This window comes from Sorangiineae bacterium MSr12523 (assembly GCA_037157775.1).
In the GTDB taxonomy this organism is placed as follows: Bacteria; Myxococcota_A; Polyangia; order Polyangiales; family Polyangiaceae; genus Pendulispora; species Pendulispora brunnea.
Map to the genome: position 1 here is coordinate 2,532,469 of CP089982.1, position 25,628 is coordinate 2,558,096.

Here is a 25,628-nt window from a genome sequence, read left to right on the forward strand (position 1 = left end):
ATTTCGCGCACCGTCGCGATCCCGTCCTCCAGGATCGAGCCGGCCTTCAGGTGTGGGCGGCGGGGATTATGGCGATGTTTGAATTAATTGCATGAAATATTTTTCATGCACTATGCACATATCAAACGGCTTCGATGACGCGGCTCATGTTGTCGAAATCGATGAAGTGAATTCTCATGTAGGTACACGTGCCGAATGCGTGGCTTATGCCATCTTCATGTCCAAAGTTTCGCGAGGGGATTTGCAAGTCCCGGAAAACTTTGTGGCGCGAACCTCTCTTCCTCTGCTGCGATTTGCGCCACCGCCTATTCCCCATTGGAGAGAACGCGTCATTCGACCGACCGACGCTTGGGGTCCACGATTCGATATTCGGGAACCCCGATGGATGCGTCGTATTCGATCGTGATGACGCGGTCGGATGACCTTCGAACCAGAGCTCGTGTCGTGACCGATCCCGGGGTGGCCCGGACAATGATAAATTTCGCGGTATGAGCGAGACCAAATCCGAAGCGGGTGCGACGACCGAGCGGAAGATCACCACGGAAAAGCGAGGGCATGTGCTTCTCATTGGGCTCGACCGGCCCAAGAAGATGAATGCGTTCGATGTCGATATGCTTCGCCAACTGGGCGATGCCTTCGGCGTTCTCGAACACGATCCCGAGTTGCGCGTTGGCGTGATTTTCGCGAATGGCGATCACTTCACGGCGGGCCTCGACCTGGCCAATGTGGCGCCGCACGTGACCGAGGGAAAGATCGTCTTGGGCGATGGCGCCATCGACCCCTGGGGAATCCATGGTAAACGGCGCACGAAGCCTACCGTCATCGCCGTGCATGGACGATGTCTCACCTTGGGTATCGAGCTATGCCTCGCCCAGGACATCGTCGTCGCGGCGGCCGATACGCGCTTTGCGCAAATTGAAATTAAGCGTGGAATCTACCCGTTTGGCGGGGCCACGTTCCGGCTCGTGCACACAGCGGGGTGGGGGAATGCCATGCGCTGGCTGCTCACCGGCGACGAATTCGGCGCCGACGAAGCCTTGCGCATCGGCCTCGTCCAAGAGGTCGTGCGCGAGGGCCGTCCGCTCGAGCGGGCCCTTGCCCTGGCTGAGACCATTGCCGCGCAGGCGCCGCTCGGGGTCAAAGCCACCCTCGAATCGGCCCGCCGCTCCATCAACGAGGAGCCTGCCATTCGGGAACTCATCCCCGAGATCATCCGCCTCATGGCCACGGAAGACGCGCGCGAAGGACTCATGTCCTTCATCGAACGCCGCACCGCGCGGTTCAGCGGCAAATAATCATCGCGATTTCGAGGGGCCTGCGTCCGGCATCGTCGATTCGATCAAGGTCGTATCGCCGTCGCCGGACAAGGTCGTATTCGTCGATTTGGCGTATGCCTCGATGGCCTCGAAGGCTCGCATGAAATTACCGCCCAGGACCTTTCGCACGTCCTCGTCGCTATGGCCTCGCCGCAGAAGCTCCAAGGTAATCTTGGGCAGGCTGTCGATGCCGTCCATGCCCTCGGGCATCGCACCCACGCCGTCGAAGTCGGAGCCCAGCCCCACGTGGTCGATGCCCGCAACGGCAATCACATGCTCGATGTGATCGATGAGCACCGAAAAGGGCACGCTTGGTAGCGGATCGCTCGCGCGAAGGCGCGCCTTCGCCTCCCGCGCGCCCATGGGATCCGTTTTGGCGCGCTCGCGAAGGTCGGCCAGCTCCTTCTTGTGCCGTTCGGCGAAGGCCTCCTCCGCCTCGCCGAACTTCGTATCGAGAAATCCCGAGTAAAAATTGATCATGGCCACCCCGCCATTCTTGGCGATGGCCCTCAACAGGTCGTCGCTCAAATTGCGCCGGTGTGGCGCGAGCGCTCGGGCCGACGAGTGCGACGCGATCACGGGGGCCTTGGCCAGCTTCAGTACCTGTTCGGCCGTCTCGTCGGAGACATGGGAAATGTCGACGAACATGCCGATGCGCTGCATCTCGCGCACCACCTTTTCGCCAAAGGAGCTCAGGCCATGGTGCCGCGCCGGCGCGGCCGCGTTGATGCCGGCGGAGTCGGCCCAGTCGTTCGTGTTCGTGTGCGTCAGCGTCATGTAACGCACCCCGAGCCGATGAAACTCGCGCAACGTGGCCAGCGAATTCTCGATGGCGTGCCCGCCCTCGATGCCCATGAGACAGGCCACTTTGCCTTCCTGCTTCGCCTTGCGAACGTCGTCCGCGCGTGTGGCCACGAGGAGCGACTCCGGGTGGCGCTCGGCCTGTTGGTACACCCGGTCGATCATGTCGAGTGCGCGGCGTGCGGGGCCACCACCGAGCGCCGTCGGCTTTTCCGCCAGCGTGTGCTCCACGTAAATCGAGAAGAACTCCCCGGTGATGCCGCCGGCCTTCATGCGAGGAAGATCCGTCTGCAGCGCCATGACCTTGTTCTTGGCCTCGGGATCGGCCAGGTCGACGTTGTGGGCGAGCATCAGCATGGTGATGTCGTTGTGGCCGTCGATGATGATCGCTTCCCTGTGAACGCGCGCAGCACGCTGTTCGAGTGTTTCGTCCGCCTTTGGCTGTGCACTCGACAACATGGATGCGGCCGCGTCCTCCGACGGAGCCGATGTCGCACGCGGTGAGTTGCATCCCGCTGCAGAAGCTGCAAGTGCGAAGAGGACAATCGGAACACGAGCAACGAGCACGCCTTGAAGATGATCGACGAGCATGGCAAGTAACCTTCGCATGAGCCGTCCCCTGCGGGGTTGGAAATGCACCGTCCTGGCCAGCGCCGCGGCCATCGGCATCGTATTGCCGGTTTTCATCGCGGCCTGCGGACTCGAATCGGGCGGTTCGGGCGCAGGCTATTCGGCGGATGCTCCGAGCCCGGATGGCGGCGGAGGAGATAGCGCCTCTCTTCCGCCCAAGTCCGAGATCTGCAATGGCCAGGACGAAAACTCGAATGGCATCGTCGACGAGGGCTGTCCGAATTGCACCGACGTGAGTGACGGGATCTGCAAAGGTGCACTCTCCTTCGAACAAGCTGCCCCGGGCGTCATGCTTGGCGTTCCCGATCCGGCCGACAGCTTCTTCAAAGTACCGTGCGATCCGGGTGCCGCCGTCGTCGGGGCCGTGGGCACCGAGTCCATCGGCTACACGGAGTCTCTGCTGGTTCGGTGCGCGCCCATCGGCATTCAGCGAGAAGCCGGCGACGCGGGATTCCAATACCGCGTGGTATGGACAGGCGAGCCGTCCGACACCGGGAGCCTCCACGGATCGGGCCAATTCGATGCCTACCGCGCTCATTGTGAAAAGCCCAAGGTCGTCGTCGGCATGAAGGCCGTCGGTGTCGATCACTCGGGCGGCGGGAGCGATGGCATGGGCCGAATCGATCTGCTCTGCGCGGAGCTTCGCGTTTCCGGTGGTCCCGGGGCGTGGGCCTTCTCCCACGGAGAGATCTCCACGGTGTCCTTCGGCCCGAGCTCGTCGACGACGCCCAAGGAGTCTGTCCCCGCGCCGCCATTCGTGTGGGGTGGCATGAGCGGCCAGCCCGTCACGAATGGCAATCAGCGGTTGCGTGCCCTCGGCGCGGTGAATCTGGCGCCCGTGCTCAACCTGGTTCCTTCAGCGCCGTGATCGTATCGCCCTTGATTTCGAGCGCCTGGACCGGCCCTCCGTAGTAGTGCGATAGCCCCACGTCGATGCGCCACGCTTTGCGGTTGCACGCTTCGGTGATGCCGCCGTTTTGGACCGTGTGGCCCATGATCATGCGCTTGGCGCCGATGCCCTGGAGCGCTTCCTCCAGCATGGTGCATCGCTCTTCGCCCGGGGTGGAGTACGCGCGGGTCCACACGGGCCCGTCGTCGGCGACCACCACCTGCGGCGGGCGCTCCTTCTTGGCCAGAAGCCACGCGCTGACGTCGTCGTTCATCTTGTCGAGCCCGTAGGCCACGTGCTTCGGCAGGATGCCGCCGTGCACGAACACGCTGTCGCCGACTTTCACGAACAGAGGCCGGTCCGCAAGCATGGCCGCATAGCGCCCGCCCGGCGCAAACGCCGCCGCACGCCCCCGCGCGCTCGGATCGAGCTGCGAGAGAAAGGCCGCGGTGTTGGGATCGGCCGCCGTAAGGTCGCCGAATGCGCGATACGCACCCGGGGTGACGTAGCGAAAATCGAACACCGCGTTCATGAGCTCGTGATTGCCCACCAGCGCGATGAACTCGCCCCCTGCTTTCTTCGCGTCGCCTTTCAGCTTCTCCACGAGATCGAGAATCTTGCGGTCGTCGTCCCCGCGGTCGATCTCGTCGCCGGTCTGGACGATGGTCAGCTTTCCACCGATCCACACGTCGTTCGCATCGATGGCGCCCGCGAGGCGCAGCACGCGACGCGTCTTGTCCAAGTCGCCATGGAGATCGCCAATGGCCACGATGCGCGCGGGAGCCTCCCGCGAGATGCGGCTCGAAAGCGGCTTCGGTGCGGCGTTCGCCGGGGCCGCGTGCGTCGATGCCGCCGCCGACGCGACCTGCTGCGCCGGCTCCGGCTCGTGCACCTTGCTGCGATCGCAGCCGGCCGTTAACGCCAGCGCCGCAAAAACGAGGGCCCCTAGGCCGGGTTGGCGCGTCCGTTCAATTTGTTGGCGGCGCGCTCCTGCGGCTTCGGCTTGCCCTTCACCAGATGAAGGCCCTTCTGGCCGAGCTCGTAATCGGCAGGTTCGAAGCGGCGGGTGCGGGCGCGGAACGCGAAGGTGAAACTTGGCCACAATGTCGTATTTTTGCCGTTCTCGTTCAGGTACCAGCTTGCGCATCCCGTGCTCCAGACGGATCCCTTGAGTCGATTCTGGAGGCTCTCATTGTATTTCTTCTGCAAATCTTCACGTACGTCGACGAAGGATAGAGAGCGCTCTCGCATCAGTTTGATGCACTCCATGACGTAGTGCACCTGGGACTCGATCATATAGACCATCGAGTTGTGACCCAGGCCGGTATTGGGGCCCGTGAGGATGAATAAATTCGGGAAGCCCGAAATGGTCGTCCCCAAGTAAGCTTCCGCTCCATCTTTCCATGCGGTGGCCAGATCGATGCCGTTGCGCCCGCGGATGTCGACCGGGCCGATGTACTCGTGGACCGCGAAGCCGGTGCCGTAGATGATGGCATCCACGGGGATTTCGCGGCCGTCATCGGTGACGATGGAGTGCTCCTTCACCTCGGCGATGCCGTTGGTGAGCACGTCGACGTTGGGCTGGTCGAGGGACTGGTAGTAATCGTTCGACATCAAGATGCGCTTGCAACCGGGGGTGAAGGCGGGGGTGACCTTCTTGCGCAACTCGGGGTTCTTGATGCTGCGGCGAATGTGCGCCTTGCCCATGCGGGCCGCGACCTTCAGCATCGGCGGATAGATCGTGAAGCCGAAGGCGCGCCACTCGTGCTGCCAGTAAATCTTTTGGCGATAGAGCCAGCGGATGGCCGGCACCTTTTCGAAAAGGAACTTCTCCGCGGGATGAAACGCCCGGTCGGGCCGGCGCAGCACCCATGGGGCGGTGCGTTGGAAGAGCGTGAGCTTCCCGACCTTGGGTTGGATCTCCGGAATGAACTGGATGGCGCTGGCGCCCGTGCCAATCACGGCGACGCGCTTGCCGGTCAAGTCGTAGTCATGATTCCACGTGGCCGAGTGGAACTGCTCGCCGCGGAAGCGCTCGCGCCCGCGCAGTTTGGGGTACGCCGGATTGCTGAGCCCACCGGCGCCGGCCACGAGAACATCTGCGGTGATTTCGTGGCCGCCCTCGATTCGGATGCGCCATCGGTCGTCCTCGAACGCGGCGCCCACCACCTTGGTGTGGAAACGAACGTGCGGACGGACTGCGTACTTATCGAAGCATCGCTCGAGGTAGGAGCGGATCTCCGGCTGCTGGGCGTAAACGCGCGACCACCGGGCGCTCGGCTCGAACGAGAGCGAGTACAAGTGCGAGGGCACATCGCAGGCGCAACCGGGGTATGTGTTGTCGCGCCAGGTTCCACCGATGGCGCCGGCGCGTTCGAGCAGCACGAAATCGTCGATCCCCGCTTCTTTGAGCTTGATGGCCATGCACAAGCCCGAAAAACCAGTGCCAATGATCGCAACGGTGACATGCTGACCCATGTCCATGAGTGTACGTCCTATTGACATGGAGTCAATAAAGCGTAGGAAAGCTCTATGAAAACGGGTATTTCTGCTGGTTCTGCCGGTTCCTCTGGCTCGGCGGCCAAGACGAGTGGCCGCGCCCGTCCGGCGAAGGGAAAGCGCGAGGCGAAGGCAGCGCGCCCCCGCGAGCGCATGAGCGTCGACGAGCGGCGCGAGCAGCTCGTCGCATTGGGCCTCGCGGCCTTTTCCGCGCAGCCCTACGACGAGGTTTCCCTCGACGAAATTGCACGCGCCGCCGGCGTCTCCCGCGCGCTCATTTTTCATTACTTCCCCACGAAGCGCGACTTCTACATCGCCACGATGCAGGCCGCGGCGTCGGAGTTTCTCGCGGCCACGGTGGAGGAGGCGGGCACGCCGCTCGAGCGGTTGCACCTCGGCCTCGAGGGTCACTTCCGCTACGTCGAGGAGCACGCCTCCGGGTACTCCGCGCTTTTGCGCGGCGGCATCGGCAGCGATCCGGAGATTCTGAAGATCGTCGAGCTGACGCGAACGCACATTCTCAAGGTGATTCTCGCAGAGCTCCCCGAGGGCGTGCGCTCCACCCCCGTGATGCGCTCCGCACTCCGCGGTTGGATCGGTTTCGTCGAGGCCATCGCCCTCGACTGGATCGACCACCGCGACGTCTCCAGCGCCGAGCTAAAGACCGTCGCGCTGAAAACGCTGGCCAACCTGCTGGGCGAGCACGCCGCCCGTTTTTCGTGAGCAGAGATTGAACAGGGAGGCGGGGAGGCGGGGAGTTTTTTTTGTTGGTTCCCGTGGTTTTCAATGAAACCAACCGTTGCCGAAACAACAAAAATCTCCCCGTCTCCCCGCCTCCCTGTGAATTCTCTTACTTTGCGGCGCCGGCGAAGCGCTTTTTCATCTTCGTGAAGATGCCGCCGGAGGCCCAGTGGAAGGTTTCGGGGGCGGTGCGTTTCATGCGCCAGAGCCAGCGGCCGTTGGCCATGGGGACGGCGTAGAGATGCTTCTTTTCCACGGCGTCGAGCGCGCGGAGTGCAACGTCGTTGGCGTTGAGTTTTTCGCGGTCGAGAAGGCGCTGGCCGAGGTCGCGTTCTTGCGGGTTGGTGAGGCGTGAGTTCTCGATGATGCCGGTCTTGAAGAACATCGGACAGAGAACGGTGACGCCGATGTCGAACGACCCCAGCTCGGCATAGAGCGTCTCGGAGAGGGCCACCACGCCCGCCTTGGTCACGTTGTACGGGCCCATTTGCGGGGCGCAGAGCAAACCCGCGGCCGAGGCAACATTGAGGATGTGGCCCGAGCGGCGCTCTTTCATCTTCGGCACGAAGTGATGGCAGCCGTAGACGACGCCCCACAAATTGATGCCGACGATCCACTCCCAATCGGCCAGCGGCACTTCGCCCGTCGCGCCTGCGGTGGCCACGCCCGCGTTGTTCACGAGCAAGTCCGTCCCGCCGAAGCGCGACTCGGCCTCGGCGGCGAGCTTCTCGACCTCGTCCGACTTCGCCACGTCGACAGCCACGGCGATGACTTCCGAGGCGCCCGCATCGCGGGCCAAAATCGCGGTTTCCTCCGCGGTATCTTTGCGTAGATCCGCGACGAGGAGGCGCGCGCCGCGTTTGGCCAATTCGATACAGAGCGCGCGACCAAGGCCGCTGCCGCCACCAGTGACGACCGATCGAGGTTGTTGGGGAAGGCTCATCGTGGAGCCGATGCTACGCACGCCTCTTCGTGCTGGTCATTAGAAAATTTCAGGGAGCCCCGGCCGCCCCAGGACCCGCTTGCGGGGCCGCTCCTCCTGACAGTACGCGAAGACGCTGTTTTACCCCGGGATTTTGCGCATCGAAGCGGAGCGCCTCTTCGAGCCGTGCGCGCGTTTGATCGAGTCGGTTTTGCTTCGCATACAGATCGGCGAGCACGACGAGGGCGTCGACAAAGTAGGGCTGAATGTCCACCGCGCGTTCCAGCTCCTTGATCGCATCGTCGAGCTGACCTCGTTTCGACAGCGCAAATCCCAGGATGGCATGCGGTCGCGGCAACGCATTCGAGGGGGCCACGCTGGTGAGCGCGCGCAGGTTCGACTCGGCGCGGCCATCGCCGAATTGCGCGAGCACCAGCGCACTCGCCTCGCGCACGAAGGGCGAGGGATCGCGCGAGAGGCGCGCCACGTCGTCGGCCGCGTTTTTCGTCTCGGCCATGCCCAGCGCCTGCACCGCGCGCGTGCGCAACATCGGATCGGCCGCACGCAGAAGCGGCACGACGGCATGTGCCTCCTTGGGAAATCGCTCGGCGAGGAGTTGCGCGGCGGCGCCCCGCACGAGGGCAGCTTCGGCATCGTCGGCGATCACCGCCTTGAGAGCAGCGAGGCTCTGGGCCTTGGTGTTCTCGTCGAAGGCATCGGCAACGCGAACGCGCCGCTGCGTGCGTGTGGCGGCTTGCGGCCACCACGAGGCGATGGCGCTGGCCATGGCCTCCGGCGTTTCTTTCTCGTGCTGATGGCAGGCATTGCACGCGTTGGGGATCCCGTGCTTCCTCGTATTTTCCGGCGCGGGCACGTCGATGGAATGGTCCGCGAAGGTGTCGAGCACGCCGGTGACGACCTTGGGCATATGGCACGCAACGCAACTCTGCGCCGCGGGCGCCGTATGGTGCGAATGTGCTTTGGCCGACGCGAAAATGTTCTCGTGGCAACCTTTGCACGCGCTCGCATCGGTCTTCGTCGGCGCGTCCTTTTTCGCCGCAGCGTTGGGGATCTTCATTTCATCGGCGTCGTGGCTTTCGTGCGGCGCCGTGTGGCACGTGAGGCAGGTGGCCTTTCCCTTCGAGTGGCAGCGCGATTGAAGGAGCGCCTGGTACTCGAAGCTCGACGTTTTGGGCCGCCCATCGGCGAAAAAGTCTCCCGAGTGCTGCTTTCCGTCGACGTATCCGAGCGGCTGAAAATGCTCCTCGTAGGGCTGCCCGGCGACGAAGTGGTGGTCGCCATCGAGCACGGGATAGAGCGGATTGCGCGGACCATGGCATTGCGCACAAATGCCCATGGCAATCTCGGGGGATACCTTGTGCGGGCGCACGATGTCGTCGGGATCGAGCGACTCGGCGTGTTTGCCTCCGGGCCCGTGGCAGCTCTCGCAGGTGACCCCGGGATCGGCCATCTCGGTGCGCCATTGATGCGAGGCGCGCTCGTAGCGGACATCCATGCCGGTGACGTGGCAATCGAGGCATTCGCGATTGGCCATGCGGCGGAAATTCGCCCAGAAGAAGGGATGATCCGGTGAGAGAGAACCCTGCTTGTTCTCGGTGTAGTCGACCCACTCGCCCTTGCCGGTCACGTGGTAATAGACCGGCAGCACCTGCCAGCGCCCATCGGGAAAAACCGTGACGGGATCTTGCATGCGCTTTCCGCCGAGCACCCAATCGACGGAAAAAGAGGTGACCTCTCCGTCCGCGCCCGTGGTTCGTACTTGGTAATTCTTCTCGCGGAGCATCCAGGCCTCGCTGGAGCTGCCCTTGAAGTGCAAATTGCCAAAGCGGCCGACCACGTACGAGGGCGTGGCGCGCGACAAGGCGCGCGCGTGCCAGTCGTGCGAAAAGGCAGTGTTCTCCTTGGTGTGGCACTCGGCGCACCGCTTTTGGCCGACGAAGGCAATCTTGGGTCGCGGCGGTTCGGGCGGCTGTAGGGAGGGGGCCGGAAGGGGGGGCTCGGCAGGCACCTCCGGCTCATGCTTGGGAGTATCCGTCGCCGTTGATGTCGTCTCCTTTTTGGAGCACGCGAACCAAAGGAGCGACGTGGTGAGCAGAAGCGCCAAAGGCCATCTGTGACACGGGGGGAGCGCCATGGCGCTCGCAAGAGTACGCGTGCGACGCCTATTTTACGGGGCACCGTGTGAACCTTACATGGTTGTAATAACTTACACGGATGTAATGTTTTGCACAGCCGCAACCAATTGGCGAATGTCCTCCGGCCCCGTGTCGTGGTGCGTAATACAGGCCCGCAGCCAATGGGCTCCATTGCCCAAGCGCACCTCGGACAGCCACGCATGACCTTCGGCCGCCACGCGCCGCGCGATCTCGGCGGGTGGCAAACGACCCTCATGTGCAAAACAGGCAATGGGCAAAGGCGAATCGTTGGTCAGGCGAAAGCCCGCGCCGGCAAGCGCCTCGCGCAGATGCACGCCCATGCGCATTTGATGATCGACGAGCTTCGCCATACCCGCGTTCCCGAGCTCCGCGAGCGTGAGGAAAATTTTGAGTCCAATGAACCGGCGCGACCATTGGATGGTTTGCTGGTAAAGGTCGATGGTCCCGGGTTCGGCGTCGGGCACATAGGCCGTGTGCACCGAAAAAATGGCCTCGCTCGGCGCGCGGGTGCGCGCGAAGAACATGCCCGCCCCCATGGGAACGGGGAAGGTCTTGTGCGCGTCCCAGGTGATGGAATCGGCGAGCGCCAAGTCGGCAACGTGCGCGCGGGCCGCCTCCGAGAGCAGCGCAATCCCGCCCCATGCCGCATCGGCGTGAAGCCACAGGCCCTCGTCTTTGCAGAGGGATGCGATATCGGCCACGGGATCGATGGCGCCCGTGGAGGTCGTCCCCACCGTGGCCACCACGAGAAAGGGCGATTTCCCTTCGGCGCGATCCCGTGCGATGGCCGCGCGCAGATCGTCGACGTCGAGCCTTTGACGGGCATCGCTGCGCACCCGGCGAAAAGCCTTTTCCCCGAGCCCCGTGCTGCGCGCAATCTTGACGAACGAGTCGTGCGCTTGGTCCGAGCCATAGAACACCGGCGCATTCCCGGATGCGGCCACGCCGCCCTTCGCATAACCGGGAAAGACGTGCGCGAGCCCGCAGAGCACCCCCGTGAGGTTCGCCTCCGAGCCACCCGTGGTGAAGGTCGCAAACGACGCGGATGGATCCAGGCCTATTTTGCGGGCCAGATGCGCCAGGGTATGCGCTTCGATTTCGCACGCGGCCGGTGCATGCCACCAGCCGCCCATCTGCGGATTGTACAGGGCGACCAGTGCATCGGCGACGATGCCTGCGCGCCGGACCCCCGGGTTGAATAGCCCGAAGTAGCGCGGATGATTCGGATGCACCGCACCCTTTTCGAGCAAATTGGCCACGCGATCGACGAGATCCGCCAGATCGTACGGACGCGAGAAGTCCAATGGGGCGAGCTCCTCGCGGATTTCCCGGCGCGACATGCGCGGTGTGACCGGTACGTTCCGTGCGCCCTGCTCCCATCCCACGATGCGCTGGTAAAGGTTCGAGAACACTGCATCCATTTGGAAAATATCCTCACTTTCCGATTTTTATGCGGACGAAAAAGCTTCTATTCTTATGATGTTCGGTGAGGAACATTTCCAACGAATAGGCTTCGGAAAGGATCGGTTTCGATGGTGCTCGACCGAATCGACTTCGAAATTTTGGACGCTTTGCAGAACGATGCTCGGTTATCGAACAAAGAACTCGCGGCAAAGGTCGATTTGGCGCCGTCCAGCTGCCTCACCCGGGTGCGCGCATTGAGCGAGGCGGGCATTCTCCGCGGCCACCATGCCGACGTCGACACCTCGGCGCTCGGCATCGGCCTGCAGGCGCTGTTGTCCATTCGCCTGGTGAAGCACAACAGCGAGATGTGCCGCGCCCTCTACCAGTACATGCTCGGCCTACCCGAGACCCTCGCCGTCTTCCACGTCACCGGCGTAAACGATCTCCAGGTCCACGTCGCCCTGCGCAACGTCGAGCACCTGCGCGAGCTCATCGTCGAAAGGGTCGCCACCCGCCCCCAAGTCGCCCACTGCGAAACCTCGGTCATCTACGCCTCCGACCGCAAGCACCGCATGCCCTGCTACCGCGACGAAGCCACCCCCACAAAAGCGGAAAGCCGAAGCACCCGCTCCGGCCCAAAGAAACGCAGAAGATAAACCGCCAGGACGCCAAAAAGAATCGCCAGGATCGCCAGAGGAACCTGCAAAATACCCAACTGAAGGGTATTTTGAGTGTTCCGCTGGCGATCCTGGCGCTCTTCTTGGCGCTCCTGGCGGTTAAAAAATCACACCGTTGCGAAGGCCTCGTCGGGGATGTCGAGGGCGCTGCGGTCCTCGTCGAGCATCAGTTTGGCCTTGAGCTCGACACCCGGGAGCACGGTGCGCGCGAAGTAGAGCGCCGCGTGCTTCTTGCCCTCGTAGAAGGCGTAGTCCGGGTGCTCCTTCGAGACCGATTTGACCTTCTCGTCGGCGATGATCGCGCCCTCGAGCAGCAGCTGCGACACCGTCAGCTCGCTGATCATCTCCAGGAAGCGGTTCGCGTTGAGCGGCACGAGCTCCATCTGGCCCGACTGGAACCAGGTGAGAAGCTTCATCGCGGAAGCCGCGAGGGCCTGCTGCGCGGCGTCCACGCGCTTTACCTCGTCGCCGAACACTTCGTGGTCCTTGTTCTTCGCCACGAACTTCGCGATGTCGCCGAGGTAGGCCTGCAGGTTCGCCCCGCCAGCCTGGCCGAGCTTGCGGCCCACCAAGTCCATCGCCTGAATGTGATTCGTTCCCTCGTAGATGCTGAAAATCTTCGAGTCGCGGCAGTATTGCTCCACGGGGAAGTCCCGCGTGTAGCCCACGCCGCCGTAGGTCTGGATCGCGGTCTCGCAGACGCGGAAGCCTTGATCCGAGCCGTACGCTTTGACCAGCGGCACCAAAAGGTCGACCTGACCCTGGTGGTACGCCGCCTTCTCGGGATCCTCGTTCTCCAGGACGTGCACCTGGTCGGTGTGGTGCGCGAGCTTGATCGCGAGGGCGCGGATGCCTTCCACGCGCGCCTTCATGTCGAGCAGCATGCGGCGCACGTCCGCGTGCTCGATGATGGCCACGCGCGGTGCCGTGGCGTCCTTCCAATGCGTGATGGACGCGCCCTGCTTGCGCTCCTTCGCGTACTCCAGCGCATTCAGGTACGCCGTCGAGGCGACGCCGATGGCCTGCACGCCCACGCCGATGCGGGCGCCGTTCATCATGCGGAACATCTGCGGCATGCCCTGGTTGATCTTCTCGTCGCCGCCCACCGGCCAGCCGATGCAGCCGTCGTTCTCACCGTAGTTGAGGACGCAGGTGGACGAGCCGTTGATGCCCATCTTGTGCTCGATGGCGCCGACGCTCACGTCGTTGGGCTTGCCCAGGCTGCCGTCCGCGTTGACCCGGATCTTCGGCACGATGAAGAGGGTGAGGCCCTTGGTGCCGGCGGGCGAGCCTTCCACGCGGGCCAGAACCAGGTGGATGATGTTGTCGGCGAGATCGTGATCGCCGCCGGAGATGAAGATCTTCGTCCCGCGGATCGAGTAGCTGCCGTCGGCGTTGCGCTTGGCGGTGGTGGTGCTCGCACCGACGTCGCTCCCGGCCTGCGGCTCGGTGAGGTTCATGGTGCCGCCCCAGGTGCCGTCGTACATGCGGCGGACGTATGTCTCGCGCTGCTCGGGGGTGCCGAAGATCTCGATGACCTCACCGGCGCCGTGGGCCAGGCCGCCGTACATGCTGAACGCCGTGTTGGAGCCGGTGATGAACTCCTCCACGAGGACCTGCACGCAGTGCGGAGAGCCTGCGCCGCCGAACTCCGGCGAGACGCCAATGAGCTTCCAGCCGCCGGCGTACAATTGCTTCCAAGCGTCCTTGAAGCCGGGCGGCGTGAAGACGCGCCCGCCCTCAAGACGACACCCGTTCACGTCGCCCGTGGCATTGAGCGGGCCGACCACCTCGCGCACGAAGCGGTAGCATTCGGCCAGCGACGTCCGAACCTCGTCTTCCCCCCAGGCTTCATAGGGGCCGCGCCCCAGGATCTCTCCGAGCCGAAACTGCTCGAACAGCAAGAAATTGAGCTCACGTAGATCGGCTTTGTATCGGTTGATGGCGGGAATGGGCTTCGACACGTCACGCTCCGGGATGGTGATGAATGAATCGCCATTCAGTCTAAATCCGGATGACGCGGTTGGCTAGGTCGAACTGCGCACCCGAGCCCGCTGGAGCGTTCGTTTCGTGGCGATTGGCGCGCTCTATCCGTTCCCGATCTCGCGGTGGACGCCCGATCTTCCGCGGTGGGGAGAAGAATCGGGAGGGGAAGGGGGAGCCGGAGCGGGTAAGGCAAGAAAGGTTGCGGTATCATGGTTGAGCGTGACCGATCCCGACCCGAAGACCCACACCGACTCCAAGCCGGCCGGAGGCGACCGTGTCCTCCGAGCCATCACCGACGACGGCGCCTTCCGCGTTATCACCGTGGAGAGCTCCCGCACTGTCCGCGCGGCCATCGAGGCGCAGCGGCCACAGGGCGACCTGGCGTTGCTTTTTGCGGATCTCATCACGGGATCCATCCTCGTGCGTGAGACCATGTCGCCCGATCAACGGGTGCAGATCATTCTGCAGGCCGAAGATCACACGAGCCGCATGGTGGCCGACTCGAACCCCGACGTGAGCCCATGGACCCGAGGTCTCGTGCAACTCGCGCCCAAGGCGAGCACGTTCGACCTGGGGGCCGAGGCCCGTCTTCAGGTGGCGCGCCGTCTCTACAACGGATCGCTCCATCAAGGCGTGGTGGCGGTTCCGGCATCCGGCGGCATTTCCGGAGCGCTCATGAGCTACATGCAGACGTCGGAACAAGTCGTCTCCATGATTGCCGTGGGGACGTATGGCCAAGGCGATGCGATGTGCGCCGGAGGTTACATCGTGCAGCTCTTGCCGGACGTCGGCGAGGGACCGCTCATGGTGATGACCGAGCGGCTCAAAGACTTCGCCTCGATGACGCCTTTGCTCGAAAAGCGGATGGCCGAGCCACGTGCGCTTCTCTCGGAGCTGCTCTACGGCATGCCTTACACCGAAGTAGGCGAATCCGGCCACGGCTTCGGGTGCAATTGTAGCGAAGAACGCATTCTCTTCGGCCTCTCCACGCTTCCTCGCACGGACGTGCAACACCTCAGCGAACAGGGCGAAGTGCTCGAGATTGCGTGCGACTATTGCCGTCGCCAATATAAAATTGCACCCGCCAAACTCCGCGGCCTCCTCGAGCAGAACTAAAGAGAAGATTCACAGGGAGGCGGGGAGACGGGGAGAATTTTGGGGTTTTCCAATGGACACATCGTGGCCATTGGAAACCAAAAAACCTCCCCGTCTCCCCGCCTCCCTGTGATCTTCTCTTCTTGAGCCGATTGCGGATTAGCGATTAGCAATGAGCAAAATGAGGAGTGTGCGCCCCGCACGCACCTTGCTCTTGCATCCTAATTGCTATGAAGCACGCGTTGGGGTTCTTATGTCTCGCTTGCGTCGTGCCGTGGGCGGTCTACGGGTGCGCGTCCGGCGGTTCCGTCGATGGCGAAGGCCCCGAGACCGGGACGGGCGGAGGTTTCGTCCCGGGTGGGGATGCCGGCCCGGACGTGAAGGTGCCCGTCGATACGACGCCGTACAAGATTACCTCTGCCACGGCGACCCTCTCGGGAATGACCAGCGATGGCTATGCCGTTTATCACACCGCCGATGGGCTCTACGCCGTGGCGGCCAAGCCGGCGTCGACACCGGTGCGCATCACCACCGACTCGGCCATTGCCGTGGTGCGCGGGCCCGTCGTGTTTGCCTATACGAATGTCAACTATACGAACAACACGGGCACCCTGACGATTTGGACCGCGGCCGGTGGAGTCAAAGCCGTTGGGCCCACCTTGCTCTCCGACGACATGGTCGCGGCGACCGACGACGGCGGGCAGATCCTCTTCACGGCCGACGTGACTTCGACCACCGCGAGCCTCAACGTCTCCTCGAGCCGCACACCCGACAAACGGCAAATCCTCGTTCCGGCGATGGGCCGAGGTTCGGCGACGACGTGTCGCCCTCGGTTCGGATTCGCAGGGCAGCGCGCGATTGCGGTGTGGTGCGGCGATGGAAGCCAATCCGCGACCTTGGCACGTTACGAGGCGCCCGCCACGGCGGCGGCCACGTGGACGACGTCGTCCATCGCCTCCGACGTGCAGCCCGCATGGGTGGCCGATGCGCGGGGCGACCGGGTCTTCTTCGTCACGAACAACTCGCGCGGCATGATCGCGGATGGCCAGGGAGTCGTCCTCGTCGACAATGGCGTGACGTGGGCCACGTTCGCCGATAATGGCAACTCGCTTCTCTATACGGTAAACGATCAACTGAGGCGCACCAGCCTACCGGCGGTCAACCCGACGCCCGTGGTGACCGTCGGTTTTGCGGCGCGCGCGCCCTTCAGCCCCAATTACGCGTATGCGCTCTACTCCACCGTGATCACGTACGACGGTGGGGAACATCGCGATCTCTACCTCGCGTCCACGTCGAAGTTGAACCCCGCGCCGGACAAACTCGTCGAAGGCGCCAACGGACAGCTCTCGCGTTCGGCCTTCACCGACGACAGTTCCAACGTTCTCTACCTGACGGACATCAAGCCGGACCGCGGCACGCTGAACGCGCGGCCCGTTGGCGGTGGGAGCGTGCGGAAATTCCCCAACGTGGACAGTGTTCTCGCGGCCACCGGAAGCACGATCGTCTTCTCCGACAACCGCAGCGATCCGCAAACGTACCCGGTCGTGAGCGACGTGAAGGTCGTCGATCTGGCGACCGGCCAAGCTCCATTCCTTCTTCGCGCGAAAGTCCTCGACGGCCGCACGGTGCAACTTACACCTCAGCGCGACAAGATCGTCTACGCGATTCCGCGCGCCGAGGGCGAGCAAGGCGCTGCCGACGAGGGACTTTGGGTTCAGGCGATCCCGTAGAGCCGCCCATCGGATGAATTGATTCGATTCATTTGATTCGATATTGCGCAAATTCCCAATACGCCAGTTTCTTCGTTTCCGTTAATGGGGATGTGCCACGCGATCGTCACGCCAGCACGGCCGATCCGGAGGCCTCGTTCCCACGCGAATGACGCACGAGCGCAGGAGCACGGCCGAGCGGAAAATCCGCTAGAACGGACGTGTGCAGTGGCCACGCGACTGACCACGACGAAGAGCCGTCGATGACAACGCTGTCGCGGCTGTGCGGCACGCGCGTGACGCATAAAGCTGAATACGTCTCATCGAATTTTCTTTTCGGCTTAGGTCGAGATGCGCCATGTTAATTTTATTTCATGGTCCAGCTTCTTTAATTGGTTTTCGTCCTCGCACTTCGTTGTAAGGTCGGCGTCCTCGAATCTGACTGCAGGGGCCAAGGGTCTCTCCGGGTTCGAGACGAGCAAGGTTTTCCTGCAGCGAACACGTTGGGCGCCCGCGTGACGGGCCATTTCTACGTGGGGAGGCGATGAGCGATGACCGAAATCGACGACACGATCGGAAAGGTCGAAAATCTGTACCGATCCCTCACGGGGCAAGAAGCCCCGGAACTCAAGGCGCCGTTCGCCCCGATCCCCGCAGAGAGGGACCCGGTGGAACACGTTCAGGAACAGATGGAACGCCTGAATCATCTGCTCGGAACAGCGAGCGGTCAGCCGAGCACGCAGCAGCAACAACAGCCGCAAGGGTGGACTCCGGTGCTGAGCCTGTGGGAGACGAACGAGGAGCTTCTCCTCTCGATCGATCTTCCGGGGGTCAATCGCCAGGGAGTCGAGGTGAACATCCAGGGGACGCCACAGGGCAACGTCCTCATCGTGACGGGGCGACGTCAGCCTCCGACGACGAACAACGGGGGCAAGTTGGTGCCCCTTCGGGTGGAGCACGCGATTGGAGTGCTCCGGCGGGTGATTCCGCTTCCTCTCACCGCGAAGACGGAACAGATCACGTCGACGTTGCAGGACGGCGTGCTGTTGGTCCGCATTCCGCGGCAGCCGCAGGCGACCGCGAGCAACGCGCGGCCGATTCCGATTACATGAGTGACGCGGGTCCCGCGGACGCGCGTGCGACCGAAGCAGAAGACAACGGGAATTTCACGGACGACGACACTCGGTTGTCGCCCGCACAAAGTGCCCCGGCCCATCGGGGGGGTCGGTCCGCAGTGGTTTCCAAACCCCTCAAGGAGACAGACGACATGGATACAACGGCCAAGGTTGATATTCGCAAACTGCAGCTCCTCAATGACCGTATTGCGCAGACCATCGAGGCGCTCAATCAAGTGCGTCTCTCGGTGCACGGCCTCGGCCTCTCACATACCACCGGCAACGTTGGGGGCCTCGGCCTCGGCAACGTCGGTGGGCTCGGCCTGGGCGGCTTCCAGGGCAATCCCTTCCAGGGACTCCAGGGACTCCAGGGTCTTCAGGGCGGCGTTCCCTGGGGCCAGAACATTGGCATCCAGCACACCTCCCCGTTCGGGTACCAGCAGGGCCTCCAGGGAATGATCCCCGGCATGGGCCTGCAGCACTCGAACCCCTTCATTGGTTTGCAGGGCCTTGGTTTGCAAGGTCTTGGTTTGCAGCAGGGCATCCCGGGAATGATCCCGGGCCTGGGCCTGCAGCAAGGCATCCCGGGAGTGATTCCGGGCCTCCAACACGCCTCGCCCTACGGCTACCAGCAAGGGATCCCGGGAATGATTCCGGGCCTGGGCCTGCAGCACACCTCGCCCTTCGGCTACCAGCAGCAAGTGGGTGGCTGGCCCGGGGTGCAGAACAATGTTTGGGGTGTCCCCAACGTGTTCGGCGGCGGCTTGGCTCACACCTCCCCAGACGTGTTGGAGCTCCAGAATCGTCAATTGGGTCTAGGCCAACTCGGCCTCGGCCAGGTGGGTCTTGGCCAAGTCGGCTACGGCTTGGATCCGTTCACCCATGCGCGCATCCTCCAGTCCTTCCCGTTCGCGCAGTCGGCCGTGCCCGGTTTGTACTGAGCACCTAGTTTCGAACTTACATCCAAAGAGGGCGTCGAGGTTTCGACGCCCTCTTTCTTTTTTTGTACGCGCCGAAACAGCGGATTTCCCTGGTCTTTATGGCCGCGGAGCTCGCTCCGGAAATTTTCTCCTTGACGTGCGTAACCTTTTCGAACGGGAGGCGTACCCCTATGCAAAGGTCCAAGGAGAGTCGAAAATGTTTTCCCCTCGAAGTGCGTCGCGGGTTGCGCCTGTCATGTTTGCCACGTTGGCTGCGTTTGGTTTGATGGCTTGCGCCGCGCAGGGCGTCGGACAACCGCAGACGGGTGCATCCGTCGCCAGCAACTACGATCCTTCGGCGAGCTTTGATCCTTCGAGCCTCTACCAGCCGTCGTCGAACGTCCGTGCGGTAGCCGCCACCAATGGTTCCCGCGAAGCCGCACCGCGCACCACCCACTGCACGGACGCCGAAGTCGGTTCCGTCGGGGTGAGCCCGAACGCGCGTCTCTGCCCCTGAAGGGCAGATTCCAAGAAAGCAGCAACTTCGTATTCGAACGAGGGCGCCGACGATCGGTGCCCTTTTTTAATTTTCAATTAACTGCCCTTTTCGAGGCTGGCAGAATTTTTCTTACATTCGTGTGGAACCTCTTTGAGCCGGCGGCGTAGTCCCTATCAAAGAAGAAGACAACGGAAGACGAGAGAGACGAGGAGAGTTGGACATGTTTTCCCTACGAAGTGCGTCGCTGGTTGCACCTGTCATGTCTGCCATGTCTGTCATGTTTGCCGCGTTTGGTTTGATGGCTTGTGCCACGCACGGTGTCGGTCAGCCGCAGACAGGGGCATCCGTCGCCAGCTACGATCCGTCGAGCGTGTATCAACCGTCGCCGAATGCACGCCCGCTGGCGGTCGCGCCGCCGGTCACCGTTACGGGTGGCGTTGGAAATGCCGGCTTTCCCGAGCGAGCAGCAGCGGGAGCTTCGGTCGCCAATTACGATCCTTCGAGCGTGTACCAACCGTCGCCGAATGCGCGGCCGCTGGCGGTTGCGCCGCCGGTCACCGTCACGGGAGCCGTGGGTGGCGACACCCAGGAAAATGGAACGCGCACCGCACATTGCACGGTCGCGGGAGAAGGCTCGGTGGGCGTGAGCCCGAACGCGCGCCTCTGCCCCTGAGTCCGTATTCGAATAGCTTCATCCAAAGGAGAGTTGAAAATGTTTTCCCTTCGAAGTGCGTCGCTGGTTGCGCCCGTCACGTTTGCCACGTTTGCCACGTTTGCCATGTTTGCCACGTTTGCCGCGATTGGTTCGATGGGTTGTGCCGCGCAGGGCGTCGGACAACCGCAGACGGCCTCCGTCGCCAGCAACGACGCTTCGAGTCTTTACCAGCCGTCGCCGAACTACCGGCCCTTGGCCGTCTCCGTCAGCCCAGCGAGCGCAACGCGCACCGCACAATGCACCGCGGTCGAAGGGGGCTCCGTGGGCGTGAGCCCCAACGCGCGTCTCTGCCCCTGATGGGCGCGATTCCAAACGAAATAACGATTCCGTATTTGCAAGGGCGTCGAGGACTTGGCGCCTTTTTTATTTATTTGTCCGGCGTGGTCAGCTCCTTGTCGTTGCTATCGACCACGAAGACGGCGAGCAGTTTCGCCGGTTCGGTGGTGCTCATGTTGCGGCCTTCGAGGTGATGCGCGCCCGGCGCCTCGTAGAAGCTCTCCCCGGCTTTGTAGACGCGCGCGGGCTCACCCTCGACCTGGCTGCGGATGCTGCCGGAGAGAACGTAGCCGAAGATGAAGGCCGACTTCGCGTGGCGATGGGGCGCGGAGGCTCCCCCCGGCGGAAAGGTGACCACCACCGCAATGAGCGACTTGCCGGGAATGTTCGGAATGGCGTGCGAGAAATTCGGTGTGACCACCGTATCGCCCGGAGCATGGGCCGCCGCGGGTGTTGCGAAAGCCAATGAAGCAGCAACGACGAGTGCATGGGATTTCATCTCGGGTGCATCTCCTTTGCCGCGCATGAATGGGCATGCCCGAGGTCCAGGGAAAGTACCAAATTGAATCGAATCCAATAGACCACCCTGCGCAATGAGCTCCGGTTGCGTGCGTGCACGGCCGCGTGGCCAGAGGAAAATGCGTTCACCTTCGAAAGGACCGAGTGGCGTCCCCGTAAAGGCTGATGACGACACTTCACTTCACGAAGGGAACGCCAAATGGGACAGTCGAATCATCTTCTTATGGTGGCGGGGGCATTTCTCGTGGTCGGTCTTGGAGCAGGTTGCGCCTCCGAGGCAACGGAGGAACAGCAGCAGGTGAATACGTCGAGCGACGCACTTCTCGGCGCGCCGCTCGATCCGCAGCACCCCTTTTCCGTGGGCATTTGCACGGGGCCACTGCAGGCAGATGGAAGCTGCCCGCCCACCGGGACGCCGGGTACATCGCGATGCACGGGCACGCTGATCGCGCCAAATCTGGTCATCACGGCTCGCCATTGTACGGAGCGCGTGGGCGATCCGACGACGTCGGACTTTTGCAGCAGTTCGTTCACCGGAACCCCCATCAACAGCGTGATGCAAATCACCACGGGCTCGTCCGTCGTTCGACCCGGCTCGACGTGGCACACGGTTCAATCCATTCGAAAGCCGGCCGGCACCAATGGCTGCACCGACGACATTGCGCTCCTCACGCTGGCCACCAACGTGACGGATGTTGCTCCGGCATCGGTCGACACTCGGACCAAAATTGGTAATTACAATCTAAGTCGCGGCGTCGCCATCGTCGGCCGGGGCGCCATCGTCGAGCGCTACGATCCGGTCACCTTGGAGCGCATCGCGTTCGACAATGGCGGCCACGAGCGGCGAAAGGCGGAAAATATTTCCTTCGTTTGCGCCCCCACGGCGCCCCGTACGTGCAGCGTCGTGGACTATTGGAGCTCGCCGCCGGTGATGGACGTGCCCCCGGGCTTGTTCGCCTATGGCCCGGCTTCCGCACCGGGAGACTCGGGAGCCGGCGTCATTCCACAAATGTTCTTCGAGAAGGGGTGGTACATCTTGGTGGGGGTCAACACCATAGGAACGATGGCGTCCGACGGTAATTCCAGCGGAAGCCAAGGCGTGGTCCTCGAACCCCACGGTGCACTCATTCGTGAAACGGCACGCACGGCGGCCGCTGCGGGCGGCTACCCCGTTCCGCATTGGGCGCTCTAGCGAAAACGCGAAGGCCGCTGCCGTTTACCGAGATGCGGTGTGGCAGCGGCCTTCTACGTCGTGGAGGTTCAGTGTCCCGCGGTGTTCGTGGCCCAGATTGGGACGTTGTCGCTTCGGTAAATGACGACGTTGCCATCATTCTGAACCTGCAAGTATGCGCCAGGATTGCCGGCCGTGTTCGTCGCCCAGAGGGCGCGGGGTAATCCCGAATAGATGACCAGATTCCCATCGCCCTGCATGTACGCCCCGTACGATGGCTGCCCGGCGGTGCCCGAAGCCCAGAGCGCCGTGTTTCCTTGGTAGAGCACCAGATTTCCGTCGCTCTGCATGATGAACAAGAAGCGCCCATCGCACGAGCGAATGCCTTGGTTGTTGCTCCCCAGACCGTGGTCGGCCGAGACGATGCCGCAGGCGGTAGGTGGTATGGGGCGAGCCATCCGCTTGCTCTCGTAGACCTGCGCGATTCCCTCGGCATCGCTCGTGGACAAGAACGACAATTGATTGTTCGTGCCATTGCACTGCGGATAGTGCATGACCGACGCGCGATCGTATGGTGTCAGCACGAACCATGAGTTGTCCTCGAAGCAGCGCGCAGGTGCCTCCGGGCGCGTGTGCTCGTGTCGAAAGCCCAGCGCGTGGCCAAGCTCGTGCATCATGATGCCGTAGAGCGGATAGCCGGAGGAAAACGCAGAGTCGTCGACGAGGACGTTGCGGTTGACGCGTGGATAGCTCGGGAAGAACGCTCGAGCAAGGTATTGTCCTGCTGACGTGGGGTTCACGTCGAAGATGACATTGGGATTGCTGCTGGTGCACGAGCCATCTTGATCCGATGCGTAAACGAAATGAACGTGTGCGTAGGATTCCCAATTCCCCGTGGCTTGGGCCATGGCATTGACGACCGCGGATTTGTTCGACCCAAAGCCGTTTCCGATGCAGTAGCGAAGGTTGCTTCTTTCTCCGTCCCACACGTCGGCACGGTTGGGGAGGCGATTGACAATCAGAGGTTGCTGGCTCTTGAATGCCTTGTCGTAAACCTCGCGGAGCTCCTCCGTCGTTCGGGCCGTCGTGTCGCCGTCGTAAATGTAGAGTCCCGATTCCCCAGGTTCCTTGTAGGTACTGGCGACGAACTCTTCGAACGACATGGGCTCCGTCCCTTCGAGCTGTTTCGAGGTGCCGCTATCCGCGCTGCACGCGGCCAGCGTTCCTCCCAATGCTCCCAGTAGCGCAAATTGAACGAATGCAGCCGTAGATGCTTTTGCCAAACGCAGCGAACGAAACATGGTCATGACTCCGTCATTCTCGCCAATTCGTTGGCGAACATGGTCAAGGCGGATTCGTTGGTGAATCCGGAATAGGTCACCGTGGACGTACGCCTATGTGCATCTTTCGATTCGGGGTTGCCATGGTCATTTTGCTGCGCTGGGGTTCGATGCGTCCGACTCCCGAAACATGCGGGCGGCCAGTTCCCCTCGGGAAGACACACCGAGTTTGCGAAACGCGCTGGCGACTTGATTGGCCACGGTGCGAACCGAGCTACGACGGGCCTGCGCGATCTCGGCGTTCGTCTTTCCGCAGAGCACTCCGAGGAGCACCGCGCGTTCGGAGGCCGAGAGTCCTTTCGGCGGTAGATGTTTCGCAGTGTCCGCCCGAGGCGGGGGCCGTCGATCGTCCGCGGCCGAAGGCGGCCGAGGCGCGGTGTCTCGGTACAGGCGCGCCAAGTCCACGCGCGAATCGACCCGCAGCTTTCTCGCGGCGCGCGCGAGGTACGCCGAAACCGCGGACACCGAGAGGCCCAGCTCATCGGCGATCACCTTGTTCGAATGGCCCAAAGCGGCCATGGCAACGGTTTGCCGCTCACGATGCGTCAAGTCGTCCCATAGCTCGATGGAGACTTCGGGATCCGTTTGCTGCAATTTGGCTCGCGCTAGGTCGACATCCAACGCGCGGTCTACTGCATTGGCGGGCGATCGCGCCCGCAAATTGCGCTCGTTCATTTCTCTTTCCCCGTGCGGAAACGGAAGCATGCTCACGGAGCAAGCTTCGGAAGCTCGCAAAGATACTGCCTCACCCCATCGGGCCCGAATCGAGCTCGGTTGCGAGCTATCGATTGCCTCGATGGGAATGCGTTGGAACGTTGGCCTCCAACCAAAGTCCAATCACATTGGCGTGTCGAATATCAACGTAATGCGCGAAACTGCGATGTCGACGTCTCGTGCGGCAATCGCGAACATGCGTTTTGACACCGTCAAGAGCGTATTTCACGCGCCATGGTGTCTGCCGCCGGGCTTGGCTCATCCTTCGCGCCACGTGTGTGCGAAAGCGAACGGCAACGTGCGCGAGGAGCTTGCGCGAGCCTTGTTCGATGGCCACCCTCGTTGGCCGAGGACGGTGGCGGAACATGGCAAGGGCGCGGGTCGTTCTACAATTCGTTCATTGCGACGAGACGACGGAATTGGGGCACGACGAATTGTACGTCATGGTTGGGTGCAGACACTGTGACGGTTCGACATCCAGCAGGGTCGTCCCAGGCCCCGACCACGGTGATGCGGGTGAAGATCGCTCCTGCTGGGACATCAACGATTCAGGTGCCCTTCGGGAGCGATGGCTCCGCGCGACGCTTTACGACGCCGACGTCGCCGTCGACTCGAAGGCCGAGGTGGGAATCGTCTTTGGCGAGCAAGATGGCGGTGGCGTCCGAGAAGCCATTGGCGCCGCAGCCTCGCTGGCCGATGCCATTGGAAGCGCCGTCGCGCCCGTGAAGGTCGTCGCTGTCGTGCTCGATGCGTTGAGCAAGGTGGTTCCCCAGAATACGGACGATGTGCTGGGAGGCGTATGCCTGACCCTTCACAATGCCGGTGGCTCGCTGATCTGGACATTGCGCTCCGACGAACAGGAGCGGGCATGGCGCGACGACGACGCTTGGGAAAAGAACAAAAACATCACCGCTGGTCTGGGACAAGGCTTCTGCCTCCAACTCACCGGCGATGGCGCGCGCTACCAAGCCTACATCAGCGTGGATTTTAGATAGCCTCGAAGCATTGTGTCCGGGGTCAACGCACTCCGTAGATCCGGTACTCCACTGCGCTCCGGTGGTCGGCTGAAAAACGATCCCGTCGAACGGCGCATGTAGATGCCCGGCCATTTCATTGCCCGCAAAGGAAGCTCCTGGTGAACGGCGCATGGTGACGCCTTGGTCGTTCACGGTGATGATATCGGCACGACCATCTCCCGTCGCATCGGGGAGGAAGGTGCCACGAGCGTCATAAGTATGGATTGGATATCGATTCGTTCGGCCGTAACAACTCTGAAGGCCAAATATTATCCCATCTTACTGAGTTTACCGGCATTTGATTCGTGACCGACAGCCACCCGCCCGAACTCATGAACGGCGATGGGCCGAATGCAGCGCTCTAAACGGGCTGGTATCGTTCTCGCAGGGAGAAGCGACATGGGTGGACGCGCGGATCCGGTAGCGGTACTCGAAGCGATTTATTCGCTCGAGCACGACGATGACACCTGGCTTGATGAGGTGCATGCGGCATTTGG

General features: G+C 62.6%; 23 protein-coding genes. 13 read left to right on the plus strand and 10 right to left on the minus strand.

Annotation, left to right across the window (positions count from 1 at the left end; all coding sequences use genetic code 11):
• The first annotated feature begins 488 nt into the window (after positions 1 to 488).
• Positions 489 to 1,295 carry a crotonase/enoyl-CoA hydratase family protein gene (locus tag LZC95_10260; protein WXA97217.1) on the plus strand — a complete coding sequence of 269 codons (807 nt, stop codon included), beginning with the start codon at positions 489 to 491 and terminating at the stop codon, positions 1,293 to 1,295.
• Here LZC95_10260 and LZC95_10265 read toward each other — a convergent pair whose 3' ends face one another.
• Positions 1,296 to 2,726, minus strand: a complete 1,431-nt coding sequence (locus LZC95_10265) for a dipeptidase (protein ID WXA97218.1) — start codon at positions 2,724 to 2,726, stop codon at positions 1,296 to 1,298.
• Here LZC95_10265 and LZC95_10270 point away from each other — a divergent pair.
• Positions 2,725 to 3,615: a hypothetical protein gene (locus tag LZC95_10270; GenBank protein ID WXA97219.1), complete on the plus strand. Its 891-nt coding sequence runs from the start codon at positions 2,725 to 2,727 to the stop codon at positions 3,613 to 3,615. The genes LZC95_10265 and LZC95_10270 overlap by 2 nt on opposite strands.
• On the opposite strand, the gene LZC95_10275 is transcribed toward LZC95_10270, so the two are convergent.
• On the minus strand, positions 3,590 to 4,528 hold the full coding sequence (locus LZC95_10275; protein WXA97220.1) for a metallophosphoesterase: 939 nt from the start codon (positions 4,526 to 4,528) through the stop codon (positions 3,590 to 3,592). The two genes, LZC95_10270 and LZC95_10275, sit on opposite strands and share 26 nt — an antisense overlap.
• A gap of 53 nt (positions 4,529 to 4,581) precedes the next feature.
• Positions 4,582 to 6,120 carry an NAD(P)/FAD-dependent oxidoreductase gene (locus LZC95_10280; GenBank protein WXA97221.1) on the minus strand — a complete coding sequence of 513 codons (1,539 nt, stop codon included), beginning with the start codon at positions 6,118 to 6,120 and terminating at the stop codon, positions 4,582 to 4,584.
• Positions 6,121 to 6,168: 48 nt separating this feature from the next.
• Between LZC95_10280 and LZC95_10285 the strand changes: the two genes are divergently transcribed.
• Complete coding sequence (locus LZC95_10285) at positions 6,169 to 6,858, plus strand: TetR/AcrR family transcriptional regulator (protein ID WXA97222.1); 690 nt, start codon at positions 6,169 to 6,171, stop codon at positions 6,856 to 6,858.
• A gap of 127 nt (positions 6,859 to 6,985) precedes the next feature.
• Here the strand turns inward: LZC95_10285 and LZC95_10290 are convergent, their stop codons facing one another.
• The 3 genes from LZC95_10290 to LZC95_10300 all read right to left on the minus strand — a co-directional run bounded on the left by LZC95_10290 (position 6,986) and on the right by LZC95_10300 (position 11,396).
• Positions 6,986 to 7,819 carry an SDR family NAD(P)-dependent oxidoreductase gene (locus LZC95_10290; protein WXA97223.1) on the minus strand — a complete coding sequence of 278 codons (834 nt, stop codon included), beginning with the start codon at positions 7,817 to 7,819 and terminating at the stop codon, positions 6,986 to 6,988.
• A gap of 49 nt (positions 7,820 to 7,868) precedes the next feature.
• Entirely contained in the window at positions 7,869 to 9,827 is a 1,959-nt protein-coding gene (locus LZC95_10295; protein ID WXA97224.1) for a HEAT repeat domain-containing protein, read from the minus strand.
• 198 nt (positions 9,828 to 10,025) lie between these two features.
• Entirely contained in the window at positions 10,026 to 11,396 is a 1,371-nt protein-coding gene (locus LZC95_10300) for a pyridoxal-dependent decarboxylase (protein WXA97225.1), read from the minus strand.
• A 111-nt stretch (positions 11,397 to 11,507) separates the two neighbouring features.
• Between LZC95_10300 and LZC95_10305 the strand changes: the two genes are divergently transcribed.
• Positions 11,508 to 12,035 carry an Lrp/AsnC family transcriptional regulator gene (locus LZC95_10305; protein ID WXA97226.1) on the plus strand — a complete coding sequence of 176 codons (528 nt, stop codon included), beginning with the start codon at positions 11,508 to 11,510 and terminating at the stop codon, positions 12,033 to 12,035.
• A 128-nt stretch (positions 12,036 to 12,163) separates the two neighbouring features.
• Here the strand turns inward: LZC95_10305 and LZC95_10310 are convergent, their stop codons facing one another.
• Positions 12,164 to 14,020 carry an acyl-CoA dehydrogenase gene (locus LZC95_10310; GenBank protein ID WXA97227.1) on the minus strand — a complete coding sequence of 619 codons (1,857 nt, stop codon included), beginning with the start codon at positions 14,018 to 14,020 and terminating at the stop codon, positions 12,164 to 12,166.
• Positions 14,021 to 14,261: 241 nt separating this feature from the next.
• Here LZC95_10310 and LZC95_10315 point away from each other — a divergent pair, with 241 nt between their 5' ends.
• From LZC95_10315 to LZC95_10345, 7 genes are all read left to right on the plus strand, one after another.
• Positions 14,262 to 15,158, plus strand: coding sequence for an Hsp33 family molecular chaperone HslO (locus tag LZC95_10315; protein ID WXA97228.1), 897 nt, complete (start codon positions 14,262 to 14,264; stop codon positions 15,156 to 15,158).
• 248 nt (positions 15,159 to 15,406) lie between these two features.
• Positions 15,407 to 16,867 (plus strand): hypothetical protein, encoded by a 1,461-nt coding sequence (locus tag LZC95_10320; GenBank protein WXA97229.1) that lies wholly within the window; start codon positions 15,407 to 15,409, stop codon positions 16,865 to 16,867.
• Positions 16,868 to 17,397: 530 nt separating this feature from the next.
• Positions 17,398 to 17,958, plus strand: coding sequence for an Hsp20/alpha crystallin family protein (locus LZC95_10325; GenBank protein ID WXA97230.1), 561 nt, complete (start codon positions 17,398 to 17,400; stop codon positions 17,956 to 17,958).
• 155 nt (positions 17,959 to 18,113) lie between these two features.
• Positions 18,114 to 18,902, plus strand: coding sequence for a hypothetical protein (locus tag LZC95_10330; GenBank protein WXA97231.1), 789 nt, complete (start codon positions 18,114 to 18,116; stop codon positions 18,900 to 18,902).
• Between the two features lie 196 nt (positions 18,903 to 19,098).
• Entirely contained in the window at positions 19,099 to 19,398 is a 300-nt protein-coding gene (locus LZC95_10335; GenBank protein ID WXA97232.1) for a hypothetical protein, read from the plus strand.
• 241 nt (positions 19,399 to 19,639) lie between these two features.
• Entirely contained in the window at positions 19,640 to 20,053 is a 414-nt protein-coding gene (locus LZC95_10340) for a hypothetical protein (protein WXA97233.1), read from the plus strand.
• Positions 20,054 to 20,092: 39 nt separating this feature from the next.
• On the plus strand, positions 20,093 to 20,392 hold the full coding sequence (locus LZC95_10345; protein WXA97234.1) for a hypothetical protein: 300 nt from the start codon (positions 20,093 to 20,095) through the stop codon (positions 20,390 to 20,392).
• 70 nt (positions 20,393 to 20,462) lie between these two features.
• Here LZC95_10345 and LZC95_10350 read toward each other — a convergent pair whose 3' ends face one another.
• Positions 20,463 to 20,870 carry a cupin domain-containing protein gene (locus tag LZC95_10350; GenBank protein WXA97235.1) on the minus strand — a complete coding sequence of 136 codons (408 nt, stop codon included), beginning with the start codon at positions 20,868 to 20,870 and terminating at the stop codon, positions 20,463 to 20,465.
• A 219-nt stretch (positions 20,871 to 21,089) separates the two neighbouring features.
• Between LZC95_10350 and LZC95_10355 the strand changes: the two genes are divergently transcribed.
• Positions 21,090 to 22,082, plus strand: coding sequence for a trypsin-like serine protease (locus LZC95_10355; GenBank protein WXA97236.1), 993 nt, complete (start codon positions 21,090 to 21,092; stop codon positions 22,080 to 22,082).
• Between the two features lie 68 nt (positions 22,083 to 22,150).
• On the opposite strand, the gene LZC95_10360 is transcribed toward LZC95_10355, so the two are convergent.
• Positions 22,151 to 23,368, minus strand: coding sequence for a M12 family metallopeptidase (locus tag LZC95_10360; protein ID WXA97237.1), 1,218 nt, complete (start codon positions 23,366 to 23,368; stop codon positions 22,151 to 22,153).
• Positions 23,369 to 23,488: 120 nt separating this feature from the next.
• Complete coding sequence (locus LZC95_10365; protein WXA97238.1) at positions 23,489 to 24,076, minus strand: LuxR C-terminal-related transcriptional regulator; 588 nt, start codon at positions 24,074 to 24,076, stop codon at positions 23,489 to 23,491.
• 368 nt (positions 24,077 to 24,444) lie between these two features.
• Between LZC95_10365 and LZC95_10370 the strand changes: the two genes are divergently transcribed.
• Complete coding sequence (locus LZC95_10370) at positions 24,445 to 25,110, plus strand: hypothetical protein (protein ID WXA97239.1); 666 nt, start codon at positions 24,445 to 24,447, stop codon at positions 25,108 to 25,110.
• Positions 25,111 to 25,628: the final 518 nt, after the last annotated feature.

Excerpts from the sequence above, each read along its gene's own strand:
- LZC95_10360 (WXA97237.1), bottom strand. The coding sequence starts at position 23,368 with ATGACCATGTTTCGTTCGCTGCGTTTGGCAAAAGCATCTACGGCTGCA.
- LZC95_10290 (WXA97223.1), bottom strand. The coding sequence starts at position 7,819 with ATGAGCCTTCCCCAACAACCTCGATCGGTCGTCACTGGTGGCGGCAGC.
- LZC95_10305 (WXA97226.1), top strand. The coding sequence starts at position 11,508 with ATGGTGCTCGACCGAATCGACTTCGAAATTTTGGACGCTTTGCAGAAC.
- LZC95_10345 (WXA97234.1), top strand. The coding sequence starts at position 20,093 with ATGTTTTCCCTTCGAAGTGCGTCGCTGGTTGCGCCCGTCACGTTTGCC.
- LZC95_10300 (WXA97225.1), bottom strand. The coding sequence starts at position 11,396 with ATGGATGCAGTGTTCTCGAACCTTTACCAGCGCATCGTGGGATGGGAG.
- LZC95_10285 (WXA97222.1), top strand. The coding sequence starts at position 6,169 with ATGAAAACGGGTATTTCTGCTGGTTCTGCCGGTTCCTCTGGCTCGGCG.
- LZC95_10260 (WXA97217.1), top strand. The coding sequence starts at position 489 with ATGAGCGAGACCAAATCCGAAGCGGGTGCGACGACCGAGCGGAAGATC.
- LZC95_10355 (WXA97236.1), top strand. The coding sequence starts at position 21,090 with ATGGGACAGTCGAATCATCTTCTTATGGTGGCGGGGGCATTTCTCGTG.
- LZC95_10265 (WXA97218.1), bottom strand. The coding sequence starts at position 2,726 with ATGCGAAGGTTACTTGCCATGCTCGTCGATCATCTTCAAGGCGTGCTC.
- LZC95_10370 (WXA97239.1), top strand. The coding sequence starts at position 24,445 with ATGGCCACCCTCGTTGGCCGAGGACGGTGGCGGAACATGGCAAGGGCG.
- LZC95_10330 (WXA97231.1), top strand. The coding sequence starts at position 18,114 with ATGGATACAACGGCCAAGGTTGATATTCGCAAACTGCAGCTCCTCAAT.
- LZC95_10325 (WXA97230.1), top strand. The coding sequence starts at position 17,398 with ATGACCGAAATCGACGACACGATCGGAAAGGTCGAAAATCTGTACCGA.
- LZC95_10280 (WXA97221.1), bottom strand. The coding sequence starts at position 6,120 with ATGGACATGGGTCAGCATGTCACCGTTGCGATCATTGGCACTGGTTTT.
- LZC95_10340 (WXA97233.1), top strand. The coding sequence starts at position 19,640 with ATGTCTGCCATGTCTGTCATGTTTGCCGCGTTTGGTTTGATGGCTTGT.
- LZC95_10365 (WXA97238.1), bottom strand. The coding sequence starts at position 24,076 with ATGAACGAGCGCAATTTGCGGGCGCGATCGCCCGCCAATGCAGTAGAC.
- LZC95_10350 (WXA97235.1), bottom strand. The coding sequence starts at position 20,870 with ATGAAATCCCATGCACTCGTCGTTGCTGCTTCATTGGCTTTCGCAACA.
- LZC95_10270 (WXA97219.1), top strand. The coding sequence starts at position 2,725 with ATGAGCCGTCCCCTGCGGGGTTGGAAATGCACCGTCCTGGCCAGCGCC.
- LZC95_10335 (WXA97232.1), top strand. The coding sequence starts at position 19,099 with ATGTTTTCCCCTCGAAGTGCGTCGCGGGTTGCGCCTGTCATGTTTGCC.